Annotated in this window: 19 protein-coding genes and 1 pseudogene; 6 read left to right on the top strand and 14 right to left on the bottom strand. The window is 72.3% G+C overall.

The genetic code is table 11. From position 1 onward, the window contains the following. Positions 1-136 precede the first annotated feature (136 nt). From C4B68_RS32880 to infC, 5 genes are all read right to left on the bottom strand, one after another. The gene (locus C4B68_RS32880) at positions 137-1,363 is read right to left on the bottom strand and encodes a sensor histidine kinase (RefSeq protein ID WP_099500146.1); all 1,227 of its coding nucleotides are present in this window, start codon (positions 1,361-1,363) and stop codon (positions 137-139) included. Positions 1,364-1,416: 53 nt separating this feature from the next. After that, on the bottom strand, positions 1,417-2,277 hold the full coding sequence (locus tag C4B68_RS32875; protein WP_099500145.1) for a TrmH family RNA methyltransferase: 861 nt from the start codon (positions 2,275-2,277) through the stop codon (positions 1,417-1,419). 337 nt (positions 2,278-2,614) lie between these two features. Then, positions 2,615-2,998, bottom strand: a complete 384-nt coding sequence (gene rplT, locus C4B68_RS32870) for a 50S ribosomal protein L20 (RefSeq protein ID WP_099500144.1) — start codon at positions 2,996-2,998, stop codon at positions 2,615-2,617. Between the two features lie 97 nt (positions 2,999-3,095). After that, positions 3,096-3,290 carry a 50S ribosomal protein L35 gene (gene rpmI / locus C4B68_RS32865; RefSeq protein WP_007829094.1) on the bottom strand — a complete coding sequence of 65 codons (195 nt, stop codon included), beginning with the start codon at positions 3,288-3,290 and terminating at the stop codon, positions 3,096-3,098. A 154-nt stretch (positions 3,291-3,444) separates the two neighbouring features. After that, positions 3,445-4,116 (bottom strand): translation initiation factor IF-3, encoded by a 672-nt coding sequence (gene infC, locus C4B68_RS32860; protein WP_099500143.1) that lies wholly within the window; start codon positions 4,114-4,116, stop codon positions 3,445-3,447. Between the two features lie 393 nt (positions 4,117-4,509). Here infC and C4B68_RS32850 point away from each other — a divergent pair, with 393 nt between their 5' ends. After that, positions 4,510-4,866, top strand: coding sequence for a DUF1844 domain-containing protein (locus C4B68_RS32850; protein ID WP_099500142.1), 357 nt, complete (start codon positions 4,510-4,512; stop codon positions 4,864-4,866). Between the two features lie 111 nt (positions 4,867-4,977). Here C4B68_RS32850 and C4B68_RS32845 read toward each other — a convergent pair whose 3' ends face one another. Continuing rightward, positions 4,978-5,709, bottom strand: coding sequence for an SseB family protein (locus C4B68_RS32845; protein ID WP_099500141.1), 732 nt, complete (start codon positions 5,707-5,709; stop codon positions 4,978-4,980). 148 nt (positions 5,710-5,857) lie between these two features. Between C4B68_RS32845 and C4B68_RS32840 the strand changes: the two genes are divergently transcribed. Continuing rightward, positions 5,858-6,823, top strand: a complete 966-nt coding sequence (locus tag C4B68_RS32840) for a serine hydrolase (protein WP_099500140.1) — start codon at positions 5,858-5,860, stop codon at positions 6,821-6,823. Between the two features lie 34 nt (positions 6,824-6,857). On the opposite strand, the gene mycP is transcribed toward C4B68_RS32840, so the two are convergent. The 3 genes from mycP to C4B68_RS44175 form a co-directional block, all read right to left on the bottom strand. After that, positions 6,858-8,042 carry a type VII secretion-associated serine protease mycosin gene (gene mycP / locus C4B68_RS32835; RefSeq protein WP_099500139.1) on the bottom strand — a complete coding sequence of 395 codons (1,185 nt, stop codon included), beginning with the start codon at positions 8,040-8,042 and terminating at the stop codon, positions 6,858-6,860. After that, positions 8,039-9,163 carry a hypothetical protein gene (locus C4B68_RS32830; protein ID WP_373682190.1) on the bottom strand — a complete coding sequence of 375 codons (1,125 nt, stop codon included), beginning with the start codon at positions 9,161-9,163 and terminating at the stop codon, positions 8,039-8,041. The genes mycP and C4B68_RS32830 overlap by 4 nt, the downstream gene beginning before the upstream one ends. A 436-nt stretch (positions 9,164-9,599) precedes the next feature. Continuing rightward, the gene (locus C4B68_RS44175) at positions 9,600-9,956 is read right to left on the bottom strand and encodes a hypothetical protein (protein ID WP_099500138.1); all 357 of its coding nucleotides are present in this window, start codon (positions 9,954-9,956) and stop codon (positions 9,600-9,602) included. A 270-nt stretch (positions 9,957-10,226) separates the two neighbouring features. Between C4B68_RS44175 and C4B68_RS32820 the strand changes: the two genes are divergently transcribed. Further along, positions 10,227-11,429 (top strand): amino acid deaminase/aldolase, encoded by a 1,203-nt coding sequence (locus tag C4B68_RS32820; protein WP_099500137.1) that lies wholly within the window; start codon positions 10,227-10,229, stop codon positions 11,427-11,429. Positions 11,430-11,435: 6 nt separating this feature from the next. Here the strand turns inward: C4B68_RS32820 and C4B68_RS32815 are convergent, their stop codons facing one another. The 4 genes from C4B68_RS32815 to C4B68_RS32800 are packed head-to-tail and all read right to left on the bottom strand — an operon-like array spanning position 11,436 to position 15,971. Next, positions 11,436-12,365 carry a DUF2510 domain-containing protein gene (locus C4B68_RS32815; RefSeq protein ID WP_167459335.1) on the bottom strand — a complete coding sequence of 310 codons (930 nt, stop codon included), beginning with the start codon at positions 12,363-12,365 and terminating at the stop codon, positions 11,436-11,438. A gap of 40 nt (positions 12,366-12,405) precedes the next feature. Continuing rightward, on the bottom strand, positions 12,406-13,197 hold the full coding sequence (locus C4B68_RS32810; RefSeq protein ID WP_099500135.1) for a 3-oxoacyl-ACP reductase: 792 nt from the start codon (positions 13,195-13,197) through the stop codon (positions 12,406-12,408). Between the two features lie 14 nt (positions 13,198-13,211). After that, positions 13,212-14,591, bottom strand: a complete 1,380-nt coding sequence (locus tag C4B68_RS32805) for an aldehyde dehydrogenase family protein (protein WP_099500134.1) — start codon at positions 14,589-14,591, stop codon at positions 13,212-13,214. Between the two features lie 9 nt (positions 14,592-14,600). Next, the gene (locus C4B68_RS32800; RefSeq protein ID WP_099500133.1) at positions 14,601-15,971 is read right to left on the bottom strand and encodes a glutamine synthetase family protein; all 1,371 of its coding nucleotides are present in this window, start codon (positions 15,969-15,971) and stop codon (positions 14,601-14,603) included. 76 nt (positions 15,972-16,047) lie between these two features. Between C4B68_RS32800 and C4B68_RS32795 the strand changes: the two genes are divergently transcribed. Further along, a complete protein-coding gene (locus C4B68_RS32795) occupies positions 16,048-16,785 on the top strand; it encodes a FadR/GntR family transcriptional regulator (RefSeq protein WP_099500132.1) in 738 nt (245 codons plus the stop codon). A 78-nt stretch (positions 16,786-16,863) separates the two neighbouring features. After that, entirely contained in the window at positions 16,864-17,544 is a 681-nt protein-coding gene (locus C4B68_RS32790; RefSeq protein ID WP_099500131.1) for a gamma-glutamyl-gamma-aminobutyrate hydrolase family protein, read from the top strand. A 183-nt stretch (positions 17,545-17,727) separates the two neighbouring features. Here C4B68_RS32790 and C4B68_RS32785 read toward each other — a convergent pair whose 3' ends face one another. After that, positions 17,728-18,732, bottom strand: a complete 1,005-nt coding sequence (locus tag C4B68_RS32785) for a LysR family transcriptional regulator (protein WP_240634552.1) — start codon at positions 18,730-18,732, stop codon at positions 17,728-17,730. A gap of 71 nt (positions 18,733-18,803) precedes the next feature. Between C4B68_RS32785 and C4B68_RS32780 the strand changes: the two are divergent. Further along, a pseudogene (locus tag C4B68_RS32780) lies at positions 18,804-19,010 on the top strand (transposase); the annotation flags it as partial. Positions 19,011-19,358: the final 348 nt, after the last annotated feature.

Raw genomic sequence — 19,358 nt, 5'->3', positions numbered from 1 at the left:
ACTCGGGGGACGCGTCGTCCCTGAAACGGGGACGCAAAGGTGCCAAAGGCCGAGTCTAACGGGGGTGGGGGCCTGCACAGGACTGGCGTCCATGGGAGGCTCCCCTGCGAAGGCACCCGTGGGGGCCGCTGCGGCGCTACTGGAGATACGCCGGGGTGCCCACGGGCAACGTAAATCGGAACTCGGCGCCGCCGCCGGGGGCGCGACCGACGGTGATGGTGCCGCCGTGGGCTTCGACGATGCCCTTGACGATGTAGAGCCCGAGGCCGGTCCCACCGCGCTTGCTGCCCCGCCAGAAGCGGGTGAAGACGCGGTTCATGGACTCCTCTGGGATGCCGGTGCCTTCGTCGCTCACCGTGACCGACGTGGCTGCGTTCTCTGCGTGCTCTGCGTTCTCTGCCTGCTCCCGCTCGCGCGGGCAGTTCTCCCGCTCGCGCGGGGACGCCGCGGGCGTGACATCAATCGTGACGGTTCCCTCGCCGTGCCGCACCGCATTTTCGAGCAGGTTGCTGAGCACCTGGTCGATCTTGTCGGGGTCGGCCCAGAGGGCGGGCAGGGGGTGCGCGATGCGCAGCAGGAAGCGGTCGGCGGGCTGGCCGGCGGTGACGTACGCCTGGATGTGGCGGCCGACGGCGGCGCCGATGTCGACGGGCTGGCGGCGCACTTCGAGGCGCCCGGAGTCGATCCGTGAAATGTCGAGCAGCTCGGCGATGAGCCGCGTCACGCGGTTCGCGTCGGCGTCGACGGTCTCCAGCATGAGCTTCTTCTGGTCGTCGGTGAACCGCTCCCACTTCGCGAGCAGCGTCGCCGTGAAGCCCTTGACGGAGGTCAGCGGCGAGCGCAGTTCGTGGGCGACCGTGGCGATCAGCTCGGCGTGGCTGCGCTCGGTGCGGCGGCGGGCCTCGGTGTCGCGGAGGGAGACGACGACGCGGTGGACGGGGCCGGTGGGGTTTGTCCGCACATAGCGCGCCGAGACGAGGACCTCACGGCCGCCGGGCAGAAGCAGATTGCGCTCGGGCTGGCCGTTGCGGATCGCGAGACCGCCGTACGGGTCGGTCAGCTGCCACCATCTGCGGCCCTCCAGGTCCTCTAAGGGGAGGACCGATTCGAGCCGGTCCCCGAGCGCGTCGGCGGCGGGCCTCGCCGTGATCCGGGCGGCGGCGGCGTTGAAGCAGATCACCCGGCCGTGCTCGTCGGCGACAACGAGTCCGTCGGGCAGGTCGTCGGGGTCGATTCCCAGCCCGGCCGCGGGGTCGGTGCCGGCCTCTGTCCCGGTGGCGCGTTCACCGCGCCGGGACGCGGATGTGCCGTGCACGTCCCGTGCTCGCGGCGCCTTCTGCGCACCGCTCGTGCCGACACTCATCCCCGTACCCCACCTCTCGTCTCGCGCCGAGGGCCCCCGAGGCCGTCACCCTACTAGCTCTCGGTGACGGAACGGCACCCTCCGGAGGCGCGCTGTGCACGGGCGGACGCATAGAGACATACGGCGGCGGCCGTGGCCAGGTTCAGACTCTCGGCCTTCCCGTGGATCGGCACGCGGACGACGGCATCGGCCAGCGCCCGCGTCTCCTCCGGGAGCCCCCACGCCTCGTTCCCGAACACCCAGGCGGTGGGCCCGCCCATGGCCCCCTTGTCGAGCTCGTCGTCGAGGTCGTCGTCACCGGCGCCGTCGGCGGCGAGGATCCGCACACCGGCGTCCTTGAGCCCCTGCACGGCCCGCTCGACGGGCACACCGACGGCGACGGGCAGATGGAACAAGGACCCCACCGAGGCCCGTACGGCCTTCGGGTTGTACAGGTCCACGGACGCGTCCGTGAGGACGACCGCCTCGGCACCGGCCGCGTCCGCGCACCGCAGTACGGTCCCGGCGTTCCCGGGGTCCCGGACATGCGCGAGTACGGCGACGAGCTTGGGCTCGGCCCGGAGGATCTCCTCGAACGGAGTGTCCAGGAACCGGCAGATCCCCACCAGCCCCTGCGGGGTCACGGTCGTCGAGATGTCGGCGATCACCGCCTCGTCGGCGAGGTGCACACGGGCCCCGGCGTCCCGGGCCTCCCCGATGATGTCGGCGTACCGCTCCGCGGCCTCGACGGTGGCGAACAGCTCGACGAGCGTGGGCGTCCCGTCCACCGCATGCCCGGCCGCCTCCCGCACGGCCTGCGGCCCCTCGGCGAGAAACAGCCGGTCCTTCCCCCGGAAGTTCCGCTTGGCGAGCCGCCGCGCGGCGGTGACACGGGGAGAGCGCGGGGAGATCAGCTCGGGGGTGGCGGGGGGCATGGGGTCACCTTCGGTGGGATTGCGGGGTGGGTGGTTCGTCGCCCCCGCCGTCCCTGCCCGTCTCGACCTGGGCCCGCGGCGGAGCCGCTGATGGATGCAGCGCCCCAGACCCCGCTCCTCAAACGCCGGAGGGGCTGAACTTTTGCCGGCCGGGGCTGGAACGTTCTAGCCCGTCCGGCGTCTGAGGACGAGCGCGTCAGCGCGATGCGGGGGTCTGGGGGCGGCAGCCCCGAGGTACGGGACGGGCAGGGGCGGCGGGCGACAACACAACGGACCCGCAGGTGGCAACACCTGCGGGTCCGGTCACTTCACGTCCGGCTCAAGGCCGGCGCGAGCGTCACGCAGCCTTGGGCGCGTTGACGTCCGCCGGCAGCGCTTTCCGCGCGACCTCGACCAGCGCGGCGAACGCACCGGCGTCGTTGACGGCCAGCTCGGCGAGGATCTTGCGGTCGACCTCGACGTTCGCGGCCTTCAGACCCTGGATGAAGCGGTTGTAGGTGATGCCGTTGGCGCGGGCAGCGGCGTTGATGCGCTGGATCCACAGCTGACGGAAGTCGCCCTTGCGCTTCTTGCGGTCGTTGTAGTTGTAGACCAGCGAGTGGGTGACCTGCTCCTTGGCCTTGCGGTACAGGCGCGAGCGCTGACCGCGGTAGCCGGAGGCCTGCTCGAGGATCGCCCGGCGCTTCTTGTGGGCGTTGACTGCCCGCTTGACGCGTGCCACTTGTTAACTCCTTGTAGCGGGGCCGTGGTGGTCGTCACACGGCCCGAATTCGATTGGGTCCCGGTCCTGGCGTACGGCGCTCAGTGGCGCCCGTACGTCACTTGCCGAGAAGCTTCTTGATCTTCTTGGCGTCGCCCGGGGCCATCTCGGCGTTGCCGGTGAGGCGACGCGTCAGACGGGACGACTTGTGCTCGAGCAGGTGGCGCTTGCCGGCGCGCTCGCGGAGCACCTTGCCGGAGCCGGTGACCTTGAAGCGCTTGCTGGCACCGCTGTGCGACTTGTTCTTCGGCATAGCGCCGTTCTCTCCTCGTCAGTGGCGTTCCGATGCCCGGTCGCGAAACCGGGCACGGTGGAACGTCATGTATGTATCGATTGACATCCCTGGACGGGTGTCCCGGGACTCCGCGGACGGTTGTCCGTGAGTCCCCGGGGCCTTCGCCCTGGGATCAGGCCTCGGCGGACGCCTCGGCCGGGGCCTCGGCGGTCTCGGCTTCGGCGGCGTTCTGCGAGCGGCCGGGGTTGGCCTTCGCTTCTGCCTTGCGGGCCGCCTGGGCCTCACGGGCCTCGGCCATCGCCTCGGTCTTCTTCTTGTGCGGACCGAGAACCATGATCATGTTCCGGCCGTCCTGCTTCGGGTTCGACTCGACGAAACCGAGGTCCTGGACGTCCTCCGCGAGACGCTGCAGCAGTCGGTAGCCCAGCTCGGGCCGGGACTGCTCGCGACCACGGAACATGATCGTGATCTTGACCTTGTCGCCCTGCTTGAGGAACCGGACGACGTGACCCTTCTTGGTGTCGTAGTCGTGCGGGTCGATCTTCGGCCGGAGCTTCATCTCCTTGATGACCGTGTGCGCCTGGTTCTTGCGCGCCTCACGGGCCTTCATGGCCGACTCGTACTTGAACTTCCCGTAGTCCATGAGCTTGCACACGGGCGGACGGGCGTTCGCCGCGACCTCGACCAGGTCCAGGTCGTACTCCTGCGCAAGCTCCAGGGCCTTGGCAAGCGGAACAATCCCGACCTGCTCGCCGCTGGGACCGACAAGTCGCACCTCGGGAACGCGAATCCGGTCGTTGATGCGGGGCTCGGCGCTGATGGATCCTCCTCGGTAGCACCACACGGCGGTCTGGCGGACAGCCGCGTTGTCTCTGATGACACTGCGACCAACTGCCGCGGCATATGAAAAATGCCCCGGACGGTACACAGGCGGGGCTCCAAGAACTACCGGAGCACCGCCGCGGTGAACCGCGGGGCGCAATTTCGGGCGACTCCACCGTCCGTACGGAACGGTGGTGGCCGCCTGACCGGGTGACCCGCCGCCCCGGAGGACGGTCAGGTGGGAGATCGGAGCCTCCACTTGTGGGCCGAACACGCTGCATACCTGCTGGCGCGTCCGACCGGTCGTTACACAAGGTTAGCAGCTCCCCGAAGGAGGCGCGAACCGGTGTGCACCGGGCAGCGCCCCGGCACTCCCCCGCACGGGGCGGACGTGCCGGGGCCTATCGTGTGAGGCATGAGTGACACCCCTCCCCAGAACCCCGACTACGAGACCCTGGCCCGCGACATCGCCGAGGTCCCCGCGGTCGAGGTGATCGTGACGGTCGCCGTCAACCTGATGAGCGCCGCCGCAGTGAAGCTCGGTCTGACCGAGGAGGGCGACGAGCACAAGGACCTGGACGAGGCACGCAAGCTGGTGACCGCGCTGGCCGGGCTGCTCGACGCGAGCGCGACCGAGATCAGTTCCTTCCACGCGGCGCCGCTGCGCGACGGCCTGAAGTCGCTGCAGCTGGCCTTCCGCGAGGCGTCGATCGTCCCGGACGAGCCGGGCCAGGGCCCGGGCGAGAAGTACACCGGCCCCGTCTACGGCTAGTCCCGATCCGCGGCCAGTCCCTCTCCACGGCCGGTTCCCATCTACGGCCGGTCCCTATCTGCGACCGGTCCCGGATTACGGATCTACGACCGGTCCCGGGTCACGGCTGGTTCATGCCCGTACGTACAAGGGCTCGCCCGGAGGCGTCGCCCCGGCCGGCAGAAGTGCCAGGTCGAGGCCGCGCACCAGGCGGGCCCTCAGCGTTTCGTCGGCCGCGAGCCGCCCGGCGATCGCGCGGACGGCGTCGGCCGGGGCGGCGGACGGGTCCAGTACGAGGGCCAGGGTGCCGTCGGCCTGACCGGGGCCGAGGTGGGCGCAGAACACGGCCGGCTCGGCGGCCACTGCCCCGCGTACCGCCTCGATCACGGCCGGATCGGCGAGCGGGTCCGTCGTCGTCCGTCCCTCGGCGAGCGCCAGCAGGGCCGGGCCGGTCAGCTCGTAGGGCACGGGTCCCGCGATGTCCAGCACGATCGTGTCGGCCTTCTCGTGCGCCGCCGCCTGCAGGGCCTGGTGCAGGGGTACGGCGACGGGGCGGGCGGCCGGGTCCCAGCGGGCCAGCGACTCGGTGGACGTGAAGGCGGGCAGGGCGGTGCGGCTGCCGGCCTTCAGGGTCGGCACCGCCATGTCGCTCGTCTTCTCGTGGCGGAGGCCCTTCTCGTCCACCTCGGCCTCGCCGAGGACGGCCACGACGGGCACGAGCAGCCGGGCGCCCTTGAGCGCCTCCAGGACCGGCCGCACGGCGGTGCGGTCCTCGGCCCAGGCCGCGAGCGCAGCGCTCAGCCGGGGGTCGGCGGAGCCGTCGTCGTCGGAGAAGCCGGAGTCGGGAATGTTCTTGTTCGCCACGGTCCCGACCCTATCGGGGGGCTGCTGCTGCGGTTGTGCGGCCCCGGAAACGCGGCGGTGACGGGGCTCATGGGTTTCTCAGCCATCCCTGACACAGATCTAACGTGCGTCTAACCCCCGGCACAGCCCGGACCCCCAGCATCGCGGGATGGACCGCCACAGAGCCCTGGGCCACAACGCCCGTCCGACCCGACGCAGAACGCTCCTCTCCACGGCGGTGGCCTCCGCCGTCCTGGTGGGCGGCACGGCGGCCGGGACGGTGTACATGAAGGCACAGGCGCACGACGGCCCGAGCCCCGTATCGTCGTCCTCGGCGTCATCGTCGTCCTCGGCGTCGCCTGCCGTCAGCGAGGAGGCCTCGGTGGAACCTGCGGCGGAGCTCCCGGTGGACCGGGACGCGCTGCTCGCCAAGTCCATGAAGTCGGTGACGGTGGAGGACGGCCCCGACGTGTCGGTCGCGGTCCTCGACGCCGGCTCCGGGGAGAGCGCCGTGTACGGCGACGGCACCTTCGACACCGCGAGCATCGTCAAGGTCGACATCCTGGCCACGCTGCTGCTCCAGGCGCAGGACGCGGACCGGCAGTTGACGGCGCAGGAGAAGGCGTACGCCACCGCGATGATCGAGAACAGCGACAACACGTCGGCGTCCGCCCTGTGGCGCGCGATCGGGCAGGCGGACGGCCTGGACTCCGCCAACAAGCGCTTCGGGCTGACCGGGACGGACGGCGGCGACGGCATGCTGTGGGGCCTGACCCGGACCACGGCCGCCGATCAACTGGCCTTGCTCCAGCAGGTGTTCGGGGAGGACTCGGAACTCGGCGAGAGCTCGCGGGCGTACCTCCAGGGGCTCATGGGCGAGATCGCCGTCGGCCAGCACTGGGGGGTGTCGGTCGCGGCCGACAGCGCCCAATGGGCCCTGAAGAACGGGTGGTTGCCGCGCAGCACGACCGGGCTGTGGGTCATCAACAGCATCGGGAGGGTCACCGTCGACGGGCACGACTATCTGGTGGCGACGCTGTCTCAGGGCAACTCGACGAAGGCGAAGGGGATTTCGCTGGTCGAGGCGGCGGCACAGGCCGCGGTCGCCGCGTTCCGGGACACGGCCGACGACTGAGACGAACGAGGCGTACGCCGCCGCGGCGCCGGTGCTACACGCCGAACCGGCGTGATCCCCCACGGCCGCGCCACAGCACCACCGCCGTCGCCAGCACCACCACGCCGAGGCCGCCGGCGAGGGCGACCGCCCAGCCGGAGGAGCTGCCGTCGTCCGCGGAGGTGTCGGGGCCCGGACCGAAGTACTTGTCGCCGTACACGGCCGAGTGCAGCTCCTCGGGCTTGAGGCGGCCGCCGGCCTTGATCGCGGCGGCGGGGTCGACGAAGCCGAAGCCGTGGGAGTCGTCGTGGCCGCCGGTGGGGGCGTTGCGGGCGGTGTCCGCCAGGAGCTGCTTGATCTGGGCCGGGGACAGGCCCGGGTGGGCCGACTTGACGAGGGCGACCGCGCCGGAGACGAACGCGGAGGCCGCGCTGGTGCCCCAGCCCTCGTAGTACCGGTCGTCCGGGTCGGCGATGACGACGTCGACGCCGGGGGCGCTGACGGTGGCGTACCAGCGGCGGGTGGAGAACGAGGCTCGGGTGCCGTACCGGTCGACGGCGGTCACGGCGATCACGCCTGGGTACGCGGCCGGGTAGGAGATGTGGTCGCCCTTCTCACCGCCGTTGCCGGCCGAGGCGACGACGACGGCGCCCTTCTTCAGGGCGTACTGGACGGCCGCGTCCTCGGCGGGTTCCGGGTGGGCCGACTTGGAGTCGTCGCCGAGGGAGAGGTTGATGACGTCGGCGCCGTGGTCGGTGGCCCAGCGGATGCCCTCGGCAAGGGCGTTGCCGCGGGTGTTGCGGGCCTTCGTACGAGCGGAGTCGCCGTCTTCGAGGATGACGCGGACCGGGAGGATCTTCGCCTCGGGGGCGATGCCCAGGACGCCGTCGCCGTTGCCCGGTCCGTGGCCGTGCCCGGCGATGATGCCCGCCATGGCGGTGCCGTGCCGGGCCCACGACCGGTCACCGCGGCTCGCGCCGAAGCCGACCATGTCCTTGCCGGTGAGGACGTTGCCCGCGAGGTCCGGGTGCTCGGCGTCGACGCCGGTGTCGAGGACCGCGACGGTGATGCCCTTGCCCTTCGTGGTGCGCCAGGCCTCCTGGGTGTGCATCGCGTCGAGCGCCCACTGCTGGGCGCGGATGCCGTCGGCGTGCGCGGTGGTGGCGGGCACGAGCGCGAGGGAGGCGGCCAGCAGGGCGCTGATGAGCCCTCCGGCCGTGCGGGTGGCCTGGGCGGTCATGACGGCTTCTCCGTGGCCGAGGTTGCGGTCTTGCGGAGGCTTCGCTCGACGCGGTCGGCGAGGCCCTGTGCCTCGTGGCCGAGGCCCGCCTGCGCGGGGGCGGTCGTCGCGCCCGGCTTCATCGCGTCGGCTGCGGGCTGCGGGGAGTTGACGGCGCGGCCGTCGGCGAAGCCGGAGACGGCGTAGACGACGACGGGGACGTCGGTGAGGACCGACACCGTCCAGGAAGCGCGCTGGGCGGCGCCGAAGCCCTCGGCGTCGGTGCCCTTCGGGGCGTACGGGCGGGGCATCAGGTCGGTGCGCCGGTCCAGGCCCTCTTTCTCGAAGCGGGCCTTCAGGGAGGCCATGGCCGCCGCGTCCGCCTTGGTGAACAGCAGGCCGACGGTGGTGACATGGCTGCCGGTGACGTCCGTGTAGGTGGCGCGCAGCAGGCGCAGGCAGCCGACCGGGGCGAGGGCCTTGCGCAGGATCGGGTCGAAGGCGTCCTCGCAGCCGGTGTCCGGGGCGACGGCGACCCGGGTCCAGGTACGGTCGGCGCCGCCGGGGCCCGCGCCGTCTCCCTTCACAGTGGGCGGGAAGAGCTGGTCCACGGGCACGCTGTGCCACAACTCCCCTGCCGCCGCGAAGCCGCTTCGCGAACCGGCTCCGTCACCGCCGTCGCCGGTCAGCCAACTCCCCGTCACCGCACCGCCGATGAGCCCGAGCCCGAGCACGACACAGGCCGCGGCGGCCGCGGTACGGGGACGGGTGCGCCGCCCGTCGGCCGGCCCCGGGCGCTCGCCGCCGTCGTCGTACGTCTCCGGCTGCGCGAACGACACGTAGGGCCGCGCTACGGGGACACGGGGAGGTGCGGCGGGCTCCTGGGCCGGGATGGGCCGCAGCCGCCGGGTCGTCTCGGTGGGCCGCTCCTCGGGCACGGTGGCGCGCCGCGCGGCGTTCTCCGGAGCCACCGGGGGCGCGTCCGGGAACCGCGCGGAGGCCGCGGGCGGCGGCGGGGTCACCGAACCGGACTGCCGCTCGGGGCGCAGCTCGGGGAACCGCCGGGCCTCCGGCACGACGTCGGAGGAGTCCGTAACGGCGGGGGTGTCGAAGAAGTCATAGGAACGGGCCGGCGACGGCACACGCGACCCTCGCGGCACGGCACCGGACACCCGAGGTCCGCCCCCTTCGCCCGCCGAAGGCGGCCCCGCCGGCCGGGGCGGAAGGTTGTCACCCGACAGCAGCCCCTGGGGGCGGGGCGACGCGGCATCGCCCGTCGGCGGGGTCGCCGGACGGCGCCGGAGCGCGGGGTTGCCGCCCGAGGGCGACGCCGCCGGCCGCGGCGGAAGCGACGAGGCGTCACCCGACGACGGCTCCTGCGGACCGGGCGGAGGCGGGGGCGCCGGCCGCAGGGGATGCGACGGGGCAGCGCCCATCGGCGGACCCTGCGGGCGCTGCGACGGGGCGTAGCCCGTCGGCGGCGTCGTGGGACGGGGAGGAGCCTGCGACTCCGCCGGCGACGCGGCCGCTCCGCGCGACGGGGTCTCCCCCGCCGACGCGACGCCACGCAACCCGGCTTCACCCCGTGACGCGGTCTCGCCCAACAGCGAGGCCTGTTCCGGCGACGGAGGCTGCTCCGGACGGGGCGGGGCCGACGGGCGGGGCGGAGTCCCCGTACCGGACGGCGCCCCGGAACCGGGTGGGGTTCCCGCCCCCGGCCCCGTCGCCGAGCCAAACGGATCCCCCGGACCGAGCGGGGCCGACGGGCCCGGCGGCTTCGACGGACCAGGCAGGGTCGGCGAACCTGCCGCCGTCGACGGGCCGGACGCGCTCGACAGGCTGGACGAAGTCGACGGGCTGGACGGCGTCGACGAGCCCGGCGGCGTCGACGGGTGCGGGGGAAGGGAGGCGCGGCGCGCTTCCGTGCTCATGCACCCCCCGTTTCCTCGTACCCCGGCAATCGGACCGCCTCGGAGCTCGGCGGGGCCGTTTCACGTGCGCGAGAGGAACCCCCGCCACGGGCACGCATACCCGCGCCGGTGGACCGTCACCCCGGGCAGGGACCGTCGGGGGAAGGTCGTTCCTCCTGCGTGCGCGTCACTCTACGGGTTGACGCCGAGCCTGAGGGAATCAGTCCGGGACCCCGGGGCATCTGCCCGGAACGTCCCCCTACCCTGCGGTAATCGAGTCTGGCAGGCTTCGGCCATGACTGTCCGCGCCGCCGACAGGGCCCGCTACGACCGGGCCACCGCTCACCTCGACGCCCCCGTGGCGATCGTGGACCTGGAGGCCTTCGACGCGAACGCGGACGATCTCGTCCGCAGGGCCGGCGGCAAGCCGATCCGCGTCGCCAGCAAGTCCGTGCGCTGCCGCACCCTGCTCGAACGCGTCCTGGGCCGGGACGGCTTCGCGGGCATCATGTCCTTCACCCTCGCCGAATCCCTGTGGCTGGCGCGGTCCGGGTTCGACGACGTCCTCCTCGCCTACCCGTCGGCGGACCGCAAGGGCTACGCCGAGCTGACCGGGGACCCCAAGCTCGCCGCCGCCGTGACCGTCATGGTCGACGATCCGGCCCAGCTCCGCCTCATCGACAAGGCTCGGCAGGGCGGCACCGAAGTCGTGCGCGTCTGCCTGGAGTTGGACACCTCCCTCAAGCTGCTCGGCGGCCGGGTCCGCGTCGGCGCTCGCCGCTCGCCGCTGCACTCCCCCGCCCAGGTCGCCGAGCTGGCCCGCGCCGTCACCCGGCAGCCGGGGTTCAAGCTCGTCGGGATCATGGCGTACGAGGGTCATATCGCGGGCGTCGGTGACGCGGTCGAGGGGCGGCCCCTGCGGTCCCGTGCCATCCGGCTGATGCAGGCCACCGCCCGCAGGGAACTGGCCCAGCGGCGGGCCGAGGCCGTGCGCGCCGTACGAGCCGTGGAGCCCGGCCTCGAATTCGTCAACGGCGGGGGCACCGGCAGCGTCCAGCACACGGCCGCCGAGGACGCGGTCACCGAGATCGCGGCGGGGTCGGGGCTCTACGTGCCGCGGCTCTTCGACAACTACACCTCGTTCAGCGGGCGGCCCGCCGCGCTCTTCGCCCAGCCCGTCGTCCGTCGGCCGGGCGTGGGTGTCGTCACCGTGCTCGGCGGCGGATATCCGGCATCGGGGGCCGCCGGTGTCGACCGGCTGCCCGTCCCGCACCTCCCCGAGGGCCTCAAGTACGACCCCAAGGAGGGCCCCGGCGAGGTGCAGACGCCGCTGCTCGGCTCCCCGGCCGACGATCTGCTCATCGGCGACAAGGTGTGGTTCCGGCACGCGAAGGCGGGCGAGCTGTGCGAGCGGTTCGACACGCTGCACCTCGTGGAGGGCGACACGGTGACGGCCGCCGTCCCGACGTATCGCGGCGAGGGCCACACGTTCCTGTGATCCGGTTCACTCCTGTCCGGTTCGCTCCGGCGGTCCGATGCTGCTGCCCACGCCGCCGCCCGCGTCCGTGTCGCCGATGGGCCGTATCCCCTCGGTGATCTCGTCCATGTCGGACAGCGGCGGCCCGTCGGGGCCGGCGTCGAAGGCGAAGCGGACGATGACGAGGGACTCCGAGCCCACGCTGGACTGGAAGACCAGCGACTGGACGTAACCTCCGGGCCCCGTCGCGGTCTTGACCCGCCAGCGCACGAAGTACCCGGCGCGCCCGGCGACGGCGACCGAGCCCGCCTTCACCTGCTGGTGGGTCTCGATGCCGTCGTAGGGGCGGCTGTCGACGAGGTCGCGGTCGTACGCCCTGTTCGCGGCGTCCTCGATGTCCTGCTGGGCCAGGGCCTTCGGGGACTTCTCGTCGTTCGCGGTGACCGTGCGCGAGATGACCCGGCCGTGGCGGCAGACGCCGGGGTCGCCCGGGCAGTCGTACGTGCCGTCGGTCGTCATCACGACGTCGTTCTCGGCGACGTACTGGGGTCTGACCCAGCCGTCGGGCAACGGCAGCGTGATGCCGTTGAGTTCGTCCACGACGACGGACGGGTCCTCCGCCGAGGGCGCCGGACTGGTCACCGAGGGCGATGGCGTGGGCGTGGGGGACGACGCGACGGACGGGCCGGTCTGCGCCGCCGCTTCGCCGCCGCCGTCGCCGTCCCGGCCCAGCAGGACCGCGCCCGTGACGATCGAGGCCACGAGGACCACCCCGGCCGCGCCGAGCGCGACGGCCTTGGCGCGACCGGAGCCGCCGCCACCGGCGGATTCCGGTCGTACCAAGGGCTGTTGTGGCTCTTCGGGCTGGCGCCGGTGGTCGGTCCAGGCGGTCCCGTCCCACCAGCGTTCGACGAGTGGGTACGACGGGTCGCGGTACCAGCCGGGCGGTGGCGTCATGCTCATCCCGGCACTCTAGGACGCCCGCCGAAGATCGGTACTACAACGGGGTGACATAGGCGCCCGAAATGCCGCCGTCCACCAGGAAGTCGGTGGCGTTCACGAAGGAAGAGTCGTCGCTGGCGAGGAACGCGACCGCCGCGGCGATCTCCTCCGCCTCGGCGAACCGCCCGACCGGGATGTGGACGAGACGGCGGGCGGCCCGCTCGGGATCCTTGGCGAACAGCTCCCGGAGGAGCGGAGTGTTGACGGGCCCGGGGCACAGGGCGTTGACCCGGATGCCCTCCCGCGCGAACTGCACGCCCAGTTCGCGGGACATGGCCAGGACGCCGCCCTTGGAGGCCGTGTACGAGATCTGCGAGGTCGCCGCGCCCATCCGGGCCACGAACGACGCCGTGTTGATGATGGAGCCCTTGCCCTGGCGCCGCATGTAGGGGATCGCGGCCTTGCAGCACAGGTAGACGGAGGTGAGGTTGACCTCCTGGACGCGCTTCCAGGCCTCGAGGCCGGTCTCCAGGATGGAGTCGTCGTCGGGCGGTGAGATGCCCGCGTTGTTGAAGGCGATGTCGACGGAGCCATAGGTGTCGTACGCCGTCTTGAAGAGCGCCTCGACCTGCTCGGGGTCGGTGACGTCGACCTTCACGAAGATCCCGCCGATCTCCTCGGCGGCCGCCTTGCCGCGCTGCTCGTCGACGTCGCCGCAGACGACGTGGGCGCCCTCGGAGGCGAGCCGGCGTGCGGTGGCGAGGCCGATGCCGCTGCCGGCGCCGGTGATGACGGCGGTACGGCCGACCAGTCGGCGGCAGACGATGTCTGGAGTCTCTGAGGTCACTGAGGTCTCTGAGGTCACTGTGCGGGGCCCTCCGTGCTGATGAAGACGTTCTTGGTCTCGGTGAAGGCGGTGAGCGCGTCCGGGCCGAGTTCGCGGCCGATCCCCGACTGCTTGAAGCCGCCGAAGGGGGTCCAGTAGCGGACGCTGGAGTGGGAGTTGACGGACAGGTTCCCGGCGCGGACGGCACCCGAGACGCGCAGCGCCCGGCCGACGTCACGGGTCCAGATGGAGCCCGCGAGGCCGTACGGCGTGTCGTTGGCGAGCCGGATCGCGTCGGCCTCGTCGTCGAAGGGCAGGACCACGGCGACGGGGCCGAAGACCTCCTCGACGGCCACGCGCGCGTGGGGCTCGACGTCGGTGAGGACGGTGGGCGGGAACCAGAAGCCGGGGCCCTCGGGGGCCTTGCCGCGGATGCCGGGCGCGTCGGCGTCGACGTACGACCGTACGCGCTCCAGTTGCGCCCGGGAGATCAGCGGGCCCATCTGGGTCTGCTCGTCGGCCGGGTCGCCGACGACGACGGATTCGATCGCGGGGGTGAGGAGTTCGAGGAAGCGGTCGTACGCGGAGCGCTGGACGAGGATGCGGGTGCGGGCGCAGCAGTCCTGGCCGGAGTTGTCGAGGAAGGACACAGGGGCGGCGCTCGCGGCGGCCTCGATGTCGGCGTCGGCGAAGACGATGTTGGGGCTCTTGCCGCCGAGTTCGAGGGTGACGCGCTTGAGGAGGGCCGAGCCCTTCGCCAACACCTGTTTGCCCACAGCGGTTGACCCCGTGAAGACGATCTTCGCGACCCCGGGGTGCTCGACCAGCGCGTTGCCCGCGATGGGGCCCGCGCCCGGGAGTACCTGGAACAGCCCCTCCGGAAGTCCCGCTTCCAGGGCGAGTTCGGCCAGCCGCAGCGCGGTCAGCGGAGTCGTCTCGGCGGGCTTGAGGATCACCGCGTTGCCGGCCGCGAGCGCGGGGGCGGTGCCCCAGGCCGCGATCGGCAGGGGGAAGTTCCAGGGGGCGATGACGCCGACGACGCCGAGCGGCTCCAGGATGGTGACGTCGAGACCTCCTGGTACCGGAATCTGACGGCCGGTCAGCCGCTCCACTCCCCCGGCCGCGTAGTCGAGCAGATCGCGGACGTTGCCCGCCTCCCAGCGGGCGTTGCCGATGGTGTGGCCGGCCTCGCGGACCTCGAGCCGGGCCAGTTCCTCGATGTGGTCGTCGACGACGGCCGCGAAGCGGCGCAGCAGCCGGGCCCGGTCGGCCGGTGCGGCGGCGGCCCAGGCCTGCTGGGCGCGGCCGGCCCGGAGGACGGCGGCGTCGACGTCCTGTTCGAGGGCGCCGGGGACGGTCGCGATGACCTCTTCCGTCGCCGGGTTGAGGACGTCGAGTTCGTACGGGTGCGACAAGGGGGGGCCTCACATGCGTTCGAAGGAGCGGCGCAACTCCCAGTCGGTCACCGCGGCGTCGAAGGCGTCCAGCTCGACGCGTGCCATGTTGCGGTAGTGGGCGACCACCTCGTCGCCGAAGGCGGCCTTGGCGATCGGGCTGTTCTCCCAGAGCTCGGCGGCCTCGCGCAGGGTGGTGGGCACGTGCTCGTACTCGGCGGTGTACGCGTTGCCGGCGCACGGCTCCGGCAGCTCCAGTTTCTGTTCGATGCCGTACAGACCGGCCGCGACGAGTCCCGCGACGGCCAGGTGCGGGTTGACGTCGCCGCCGGGGAGCCGGTTCTCGAAGCGCATCGAGCGGCCGTGGCCGACGACACGCAGGGCGCACGTGCGGTTGTCGTACCCCCAGGCGACCGCGGTCGGCGCGAAGGAGCCGGGCTGGAAGCGCTTGTACGAGTTGATGTTGGGCGCGTAGAGGAGCGAGAAGTCGCGCAGCGCGGCGAGCTGTCCGGCGAGGAAGTGGCGCATGACGTCCGACATCCCGCCCGGGTCCTTCGAGGAACCGGCCATGACGTTCGTGCCGTTCATGTCCGCGAGCGAGAGGTGGATGTGGCAGGAGTTGCCCTCGCGCTCGTTGTACTTCGCCATGAACGTGAGCGAGACGCCCTCCTGGGCGGCGATCTCCTTGGCGCCGGTCTTGTAGATGGCGTGCTGGTCACAGGTGACCAGGGCCTCGTCGTACTTGAAGGCGATCTCGTGCTGGCCGGGGTTGCACTCGCCCTTGGCGGACTCGACGGTGAGGCCGGCGGCCTGCATGTCGTTGCGGATGCGGCGCAGCAGGGGCTCGATGCGTCCGGTCCCGAGGACCGAGTAGTCGATGTTGTACTGATTGGCCGGGGTCAGATCCCGGTAGTGCGCGTCCCAGGCCTGTTCGTAGGTGTCCTTGAAGACGATGAATTCGAGCTCGGTGCCGACCTGGGCGGTGTAACCGAGTTCGGCGAGACGGTCGAGCTGCCGGCGCAGGATCTGGCGGGGCGCGGCCACGACGGGGGAGCCGTCGTTCCAGGCCAGGTCGGCGATGAGCAGGGCGGTGCCCTCGTTCCAGGGGACGCGCCGCAGGGTGCTGAGGTCCGGGTGCAGGGCGAAGTCGCCGTAGCCCCGGTCCCAGGAGGACATGTCGTACCCGTCGACCGTGTTCATCTCGGTGTCGACGGCGAGGAGATAGTTGCAGCCCTCCGTGCCGTGCTCCAGGACCTCGTCGAGGAAGAAGCGCGCGGCGAACCGCTTGCCCTGGAGTCGCCCCTGCATGTCGGGGAAGGCCAGGACGACCGTGTCGATCTCGCCGCCCGCGACGAGGGCGTGCAGTTCCTCGACGGCGAGCGGGGGTGTGCGGTCTGCCACTGGAAAAGCCTCCTTGGTCAGCCGAGAGTCATAAGGTATTGCTGAGAACCATTGCTTGGGAAGGGGGCACGACCAGATGACGCGGGCGGAACCAGGCGGCGGGGCGGACGACCAACTGACGCCGGTGCTGCGGCCGGTGCGGGCGGGCAACGGTTTCGAGGAGGCGCTGGAGCAGATCCTCCAGGTCGTCCGGCTCGGCCTGGTGCCGGGCGGCGAACGGCTGCCGGCCGAGCGGGAGCTGGCGGAGCGGCTCGGGATCAGCCGGGTGACGCTGCGCGAAGTGCTGAAGGTGCTCCAGGACCAGGGCCTGGTCGAGTCGCGGCGCGGCCGCTACGGCGGCACGTTCGTGGTGCGGCGGACCCACGCGCCCGGCGAACGGGAGCTGCGCCGCCGGGTCGCCGAGGTCGACATCGAGGACGTACTGCGGTTCCGCGAGGTCCTCGAGGTGGGCGCGGCCGGCCTGTGCGCCGCGCAGGGACTCGACGACGACCAGGCCGGCCGCCTGCGCGAGGCGCTGGCCCGCACGCACGACGCGCCGCTCGCCGACTACCGGCGCCTGGACGCGATGCTCCACCTCACCCTCGCGGAACTGTGCGGCTCCCCCTCGCTCACCGCCCAGTACGCGGCCGTCCGCGCCTCCGTCAACGAGCTCCTCGACTGCATCCCCCTTTTGGTACGGAACCTGGAGCATTCCCAGCGGCAGCACACCGCCCTTGTCGAGGCGGTGCTCGACGGGGACGCGGACGGGGCGCGGGAGATGACGCGGGAGCACTGCGCGGGGACGGCGGCGCTGCTGCGGGGGTTTCTGACGTGAGCCGCGGGTGGGGCGAGCCGCGGATGGGTACCTCCCAAAGGTATGAGGGCATTCCATTGAATCGACAGGGAGCGCAGTGTGGGCAGGCCGCTGATCGGTGTGAGTACGTATCTGGAGTCCCGGGCACGGTGGGGTGTGTGGGAGCTGGAGGCCGCGCTGCTGCCTGCCGGGTACCCGCGGCTCGTCCAGGCGGCCGGGGGGCTCGCCGCGATGCTTCCGCCGGACGATCCCCCGCTGGCCGCCGCGGCCGTCGCCCGGCTCGACGGGGTGGTCGTCGCGGGCGGCCCTGACGTCGACCCCGCCCGCTACGGCGCCGAGCGCTCCCCGCGTACGGGGCCGGCCGCGCCGGAGCGTGATGCCTGGGAGCTCGCCCTGATCCGGGCCGCGCTGGACTCGGGTACCCCGCTGCTCGGTATCTGCCGGGGCATGCAGCTCCTGAACGTCGCCCTGGGCGGGACGCTCGTCCAGCACGTCGACGGGCATGTGAAGGACGTCGGGGTCTTCGGGCGCCACGAGGTGACGCCCGTGCCGGGGAGTCTGTACGCCTCGCTCGTGCCGGAGTCGTGTGCCGTGCCCACGTACCACCATCAGGCGGTGGACCGCCTCGGCGAGGGGTTGCTCGTCTCGGCGCATGCGGTGGACGGGACGGTGGAGGCCATCGAACTTCCCGGCTCCGCCTGGGTGTTGGGGGTTCAGTGGCACCCGGAGATGGGTGAGGATCTGCGGGTTGTGCGGGGGCTGGTCGGGGCCGCATCCTGACCTGGGCGGGGGCGCGGCGTCGGGCGGGCTCAAACGCCGGACGGACTAGAGACAGCCCCTCCGGCGTTTGAGGAGCGGGGGTTTGGGGGCGGAGCCCCCAAGTGACGATGGGGGTCCCCCCGCTCGAGCGAAGCCGAGAGTGGGGGAGGGCAGGGGCGGCGGGGGCGAAAAAACCCACCCGACCTACGACCCCCGCGTCAGCGACAGCAGGTCCCGGGCCGGGCCCGTAGGGCGGTGGCCCGTGGGCCAGACCGCCCGCAGGGCGCGGGTCAGCTGGACCTCGGAGAGGGGGACGCTCACCAGGCGGTGGGTGGAGAGCTCCTCGCCGAGGGCCAGTTCGCTCAGGACGGCAGGCCCGGCACCGCTCACCGCCGAGGCCTTGACCGCCGTCGTCGAGGAGAGCTCGATGAGCGGCCGGGCGAGGCCGCCCAGCGCCACGTCGAGAACCTGCCGCGTACCCGACCCCTCCTCCCGGAGGATGAGCGGCGTGGCCGCCAGCTCCGCGGCGGACAGAGGCGTCCGGCGCCGCGCCCACGGATGCCCGGGCGCCGTCACCACGATCAGCCGGTCACGCGCGACGACCGTCGAGTCCAGCCCCGCGGGGACGGAAAGACCCTCGACGAAGCCGAGGTCCGCCTCGCCGGCGAGGAGACGTTCGGCGACGGCGGCCGAGTTCCCGGCGAGGAGCGACACCGCCGTGTCGGGGCGCTGCGCGCGCAGCGCGATCAGCCAGCCCGGCAGCAGATACTCGGCGATCGTCATGCTCGCGGCCACGCGAAGCCGCGAGTCCCGACGGTCCCGCAGCGCCTGCGCCCCCGCGTCGAACGCCTCGGCCGCCTCGACCACCCGCCGCGCCCAGTCCGTGACGAGTGCCCCCGCGTCGGTGAGGCGGGACCCGCGCGGTGAGCGGTCGACGAGCGCCACGCCCAGTTGCCGTTCCATGGACCGGATACGGCTGCTGGCCGCCGGCTGGCTGATCCCCAGTTCACGCGCGGCGCGCCCGAGGCTCCCCAGCCGCGCCACGGCCAGCAGCAGTTCCAGCGCGCCCAGATCCGGCACCCGGTGCGCGATACCGCTCGCAGCAGCCGGTTCCGCGCTCGCCCCTGCCCCTCCGCTCGCCCCTGCCCCTCCGCTCGCCCCTGCGCTGCCGTTCGCCCCTGCCCCGGTCAGCCCATCCACCGTACCCATAAGCCCAGCTTATGCCCTCATAGAGCCATGCTCCCTGGTGGGGAACCCACGGCCGCGCGACCGTGGTGCCCGGTGCGGTCACGGTCCGGGTCCCCCGGGACCGGCTGGGTACGTTCCGGCCCCGGCTGCTGCCCTCGTACGCCCGCCGCACGGGCGCGCTGGACGACATGGTGATCTCACTGACCGCGAAGGGCCTGACCTCGGGCGAGATCGTCTCCCACCTCGCCCAGACCTACGGTATGACGACGACGAAGGAGACCATCGCCACGATCACCGACAGTCGTAGTGGTACGCGGGTCCCCTGTGGTCGTGACCCGATCACTGACTGATGTCCTGCGACTCGATCCCTGTGATCACCGGCTTCACGGGCTGACCATCGCGCAGGGTGCACCGGCTCCTGCGGCTCCTGCGGCTCCTGCGCGACGGTCGGCCCGTGCCGAACCCGCGAAGGCCTGCTGGAGCTCACAGTTGGGCAGTGTGACGCGTCACAGACAACACGGCGCCACTGTGGGAACTTCAAGTGCCCTTCTTGCCAGCCGAGTTACTGAAAAGCCGAGAGTGAGGTCCGGCCGACCGCACGGATTGCGTCGCTCGTCCCGTGTGTGCGTAAGAGGCGGAACCGCGGG

Origin of the sequence: Streptomyces dengpaensis (genome assembly GCF_002946835.1) — a bacterium.
In the GTDB taxonomy this organism is placed as follows: Bacteria; Actinomycetota; Actinomycetes; order Streptomycetales; family Streptomycetaceae; genus Streptomyces; species Streptomyces dengpaensis.
Note: the sequence above shows the minus strand (reverse complement) of the source record. Positions and strands in the feature narration are given on the sequence as shown.

Coding starts and splice junctions, on each gene's coding strand:
- C4B68_RS32880 (WP_099500146.1), bottom strand. CDS start 1,363: ATGAGTGTCGGCACGAGCGGTGCGCAGAAGGCGCCGCGAGCACGGGAC.
- C4B68_RS32875 (WP_099500145.1), bottom strand. CDS start 2,277: ATGCCCCCCGCCACCCCCGAGCTGATCTCCCCGCGCTCTCCCCGTGTC.
- rpmI (WP_007829094.1), bottom strand. CDS start 3,290: ATGCCGAAGAACAAGTCGCACAGCGGTGCCAGCAAGCGCTTCAAGGTC.
- C4B68_RS32850 (WP_099500142.1), top strand. CDS start 4,510: ATGAGTGACACCCCTCCCCAGAACCCCGACTACGAGACCCTGGCCCGC.
- C4B68_RS32840 (WP_099500140.1), top strand. CDS start 5,858: ATGGACCGCCACAGAGCCCTGGGCCACAACGCCCGTCCGACCCGACGC.
- mycP (WP_099500139.1), bottom strand. CDS start 8,042: ATGACCGCCCAGGCCACCCGCACGGCCGGAGGGCTCATCAGCGCCCTG.
- C4B68_RS32820 (WP_099500137.1), top strand. CDS start 10,227: ATGACTGTCCGCGCCGCCGACAGGGCCCGCTACGACCGGGCCACCGCT.
- C4B68_RS32815 (WP_167459335.1), bottom strand. CDS start 12,365: ATGACGCCACCGCCCGGCTGGTACCGCGACCCGTCGTACCCACTCGTC.
- C4B68_RS32795 (WP_099500132.1), top strand. CDS start 16,048: ATGACGCGGGCGGAACCAGGCGGCGGGGCGGACGACCAACTGACGCCG.
- C4B68_RS32785 (WP_240634552.1), bottom strand. CDS start 18,732: ATGGGTACGGTGGATGGGCTGACCGGGGCAGGGGCGAACGGCAGCGCA.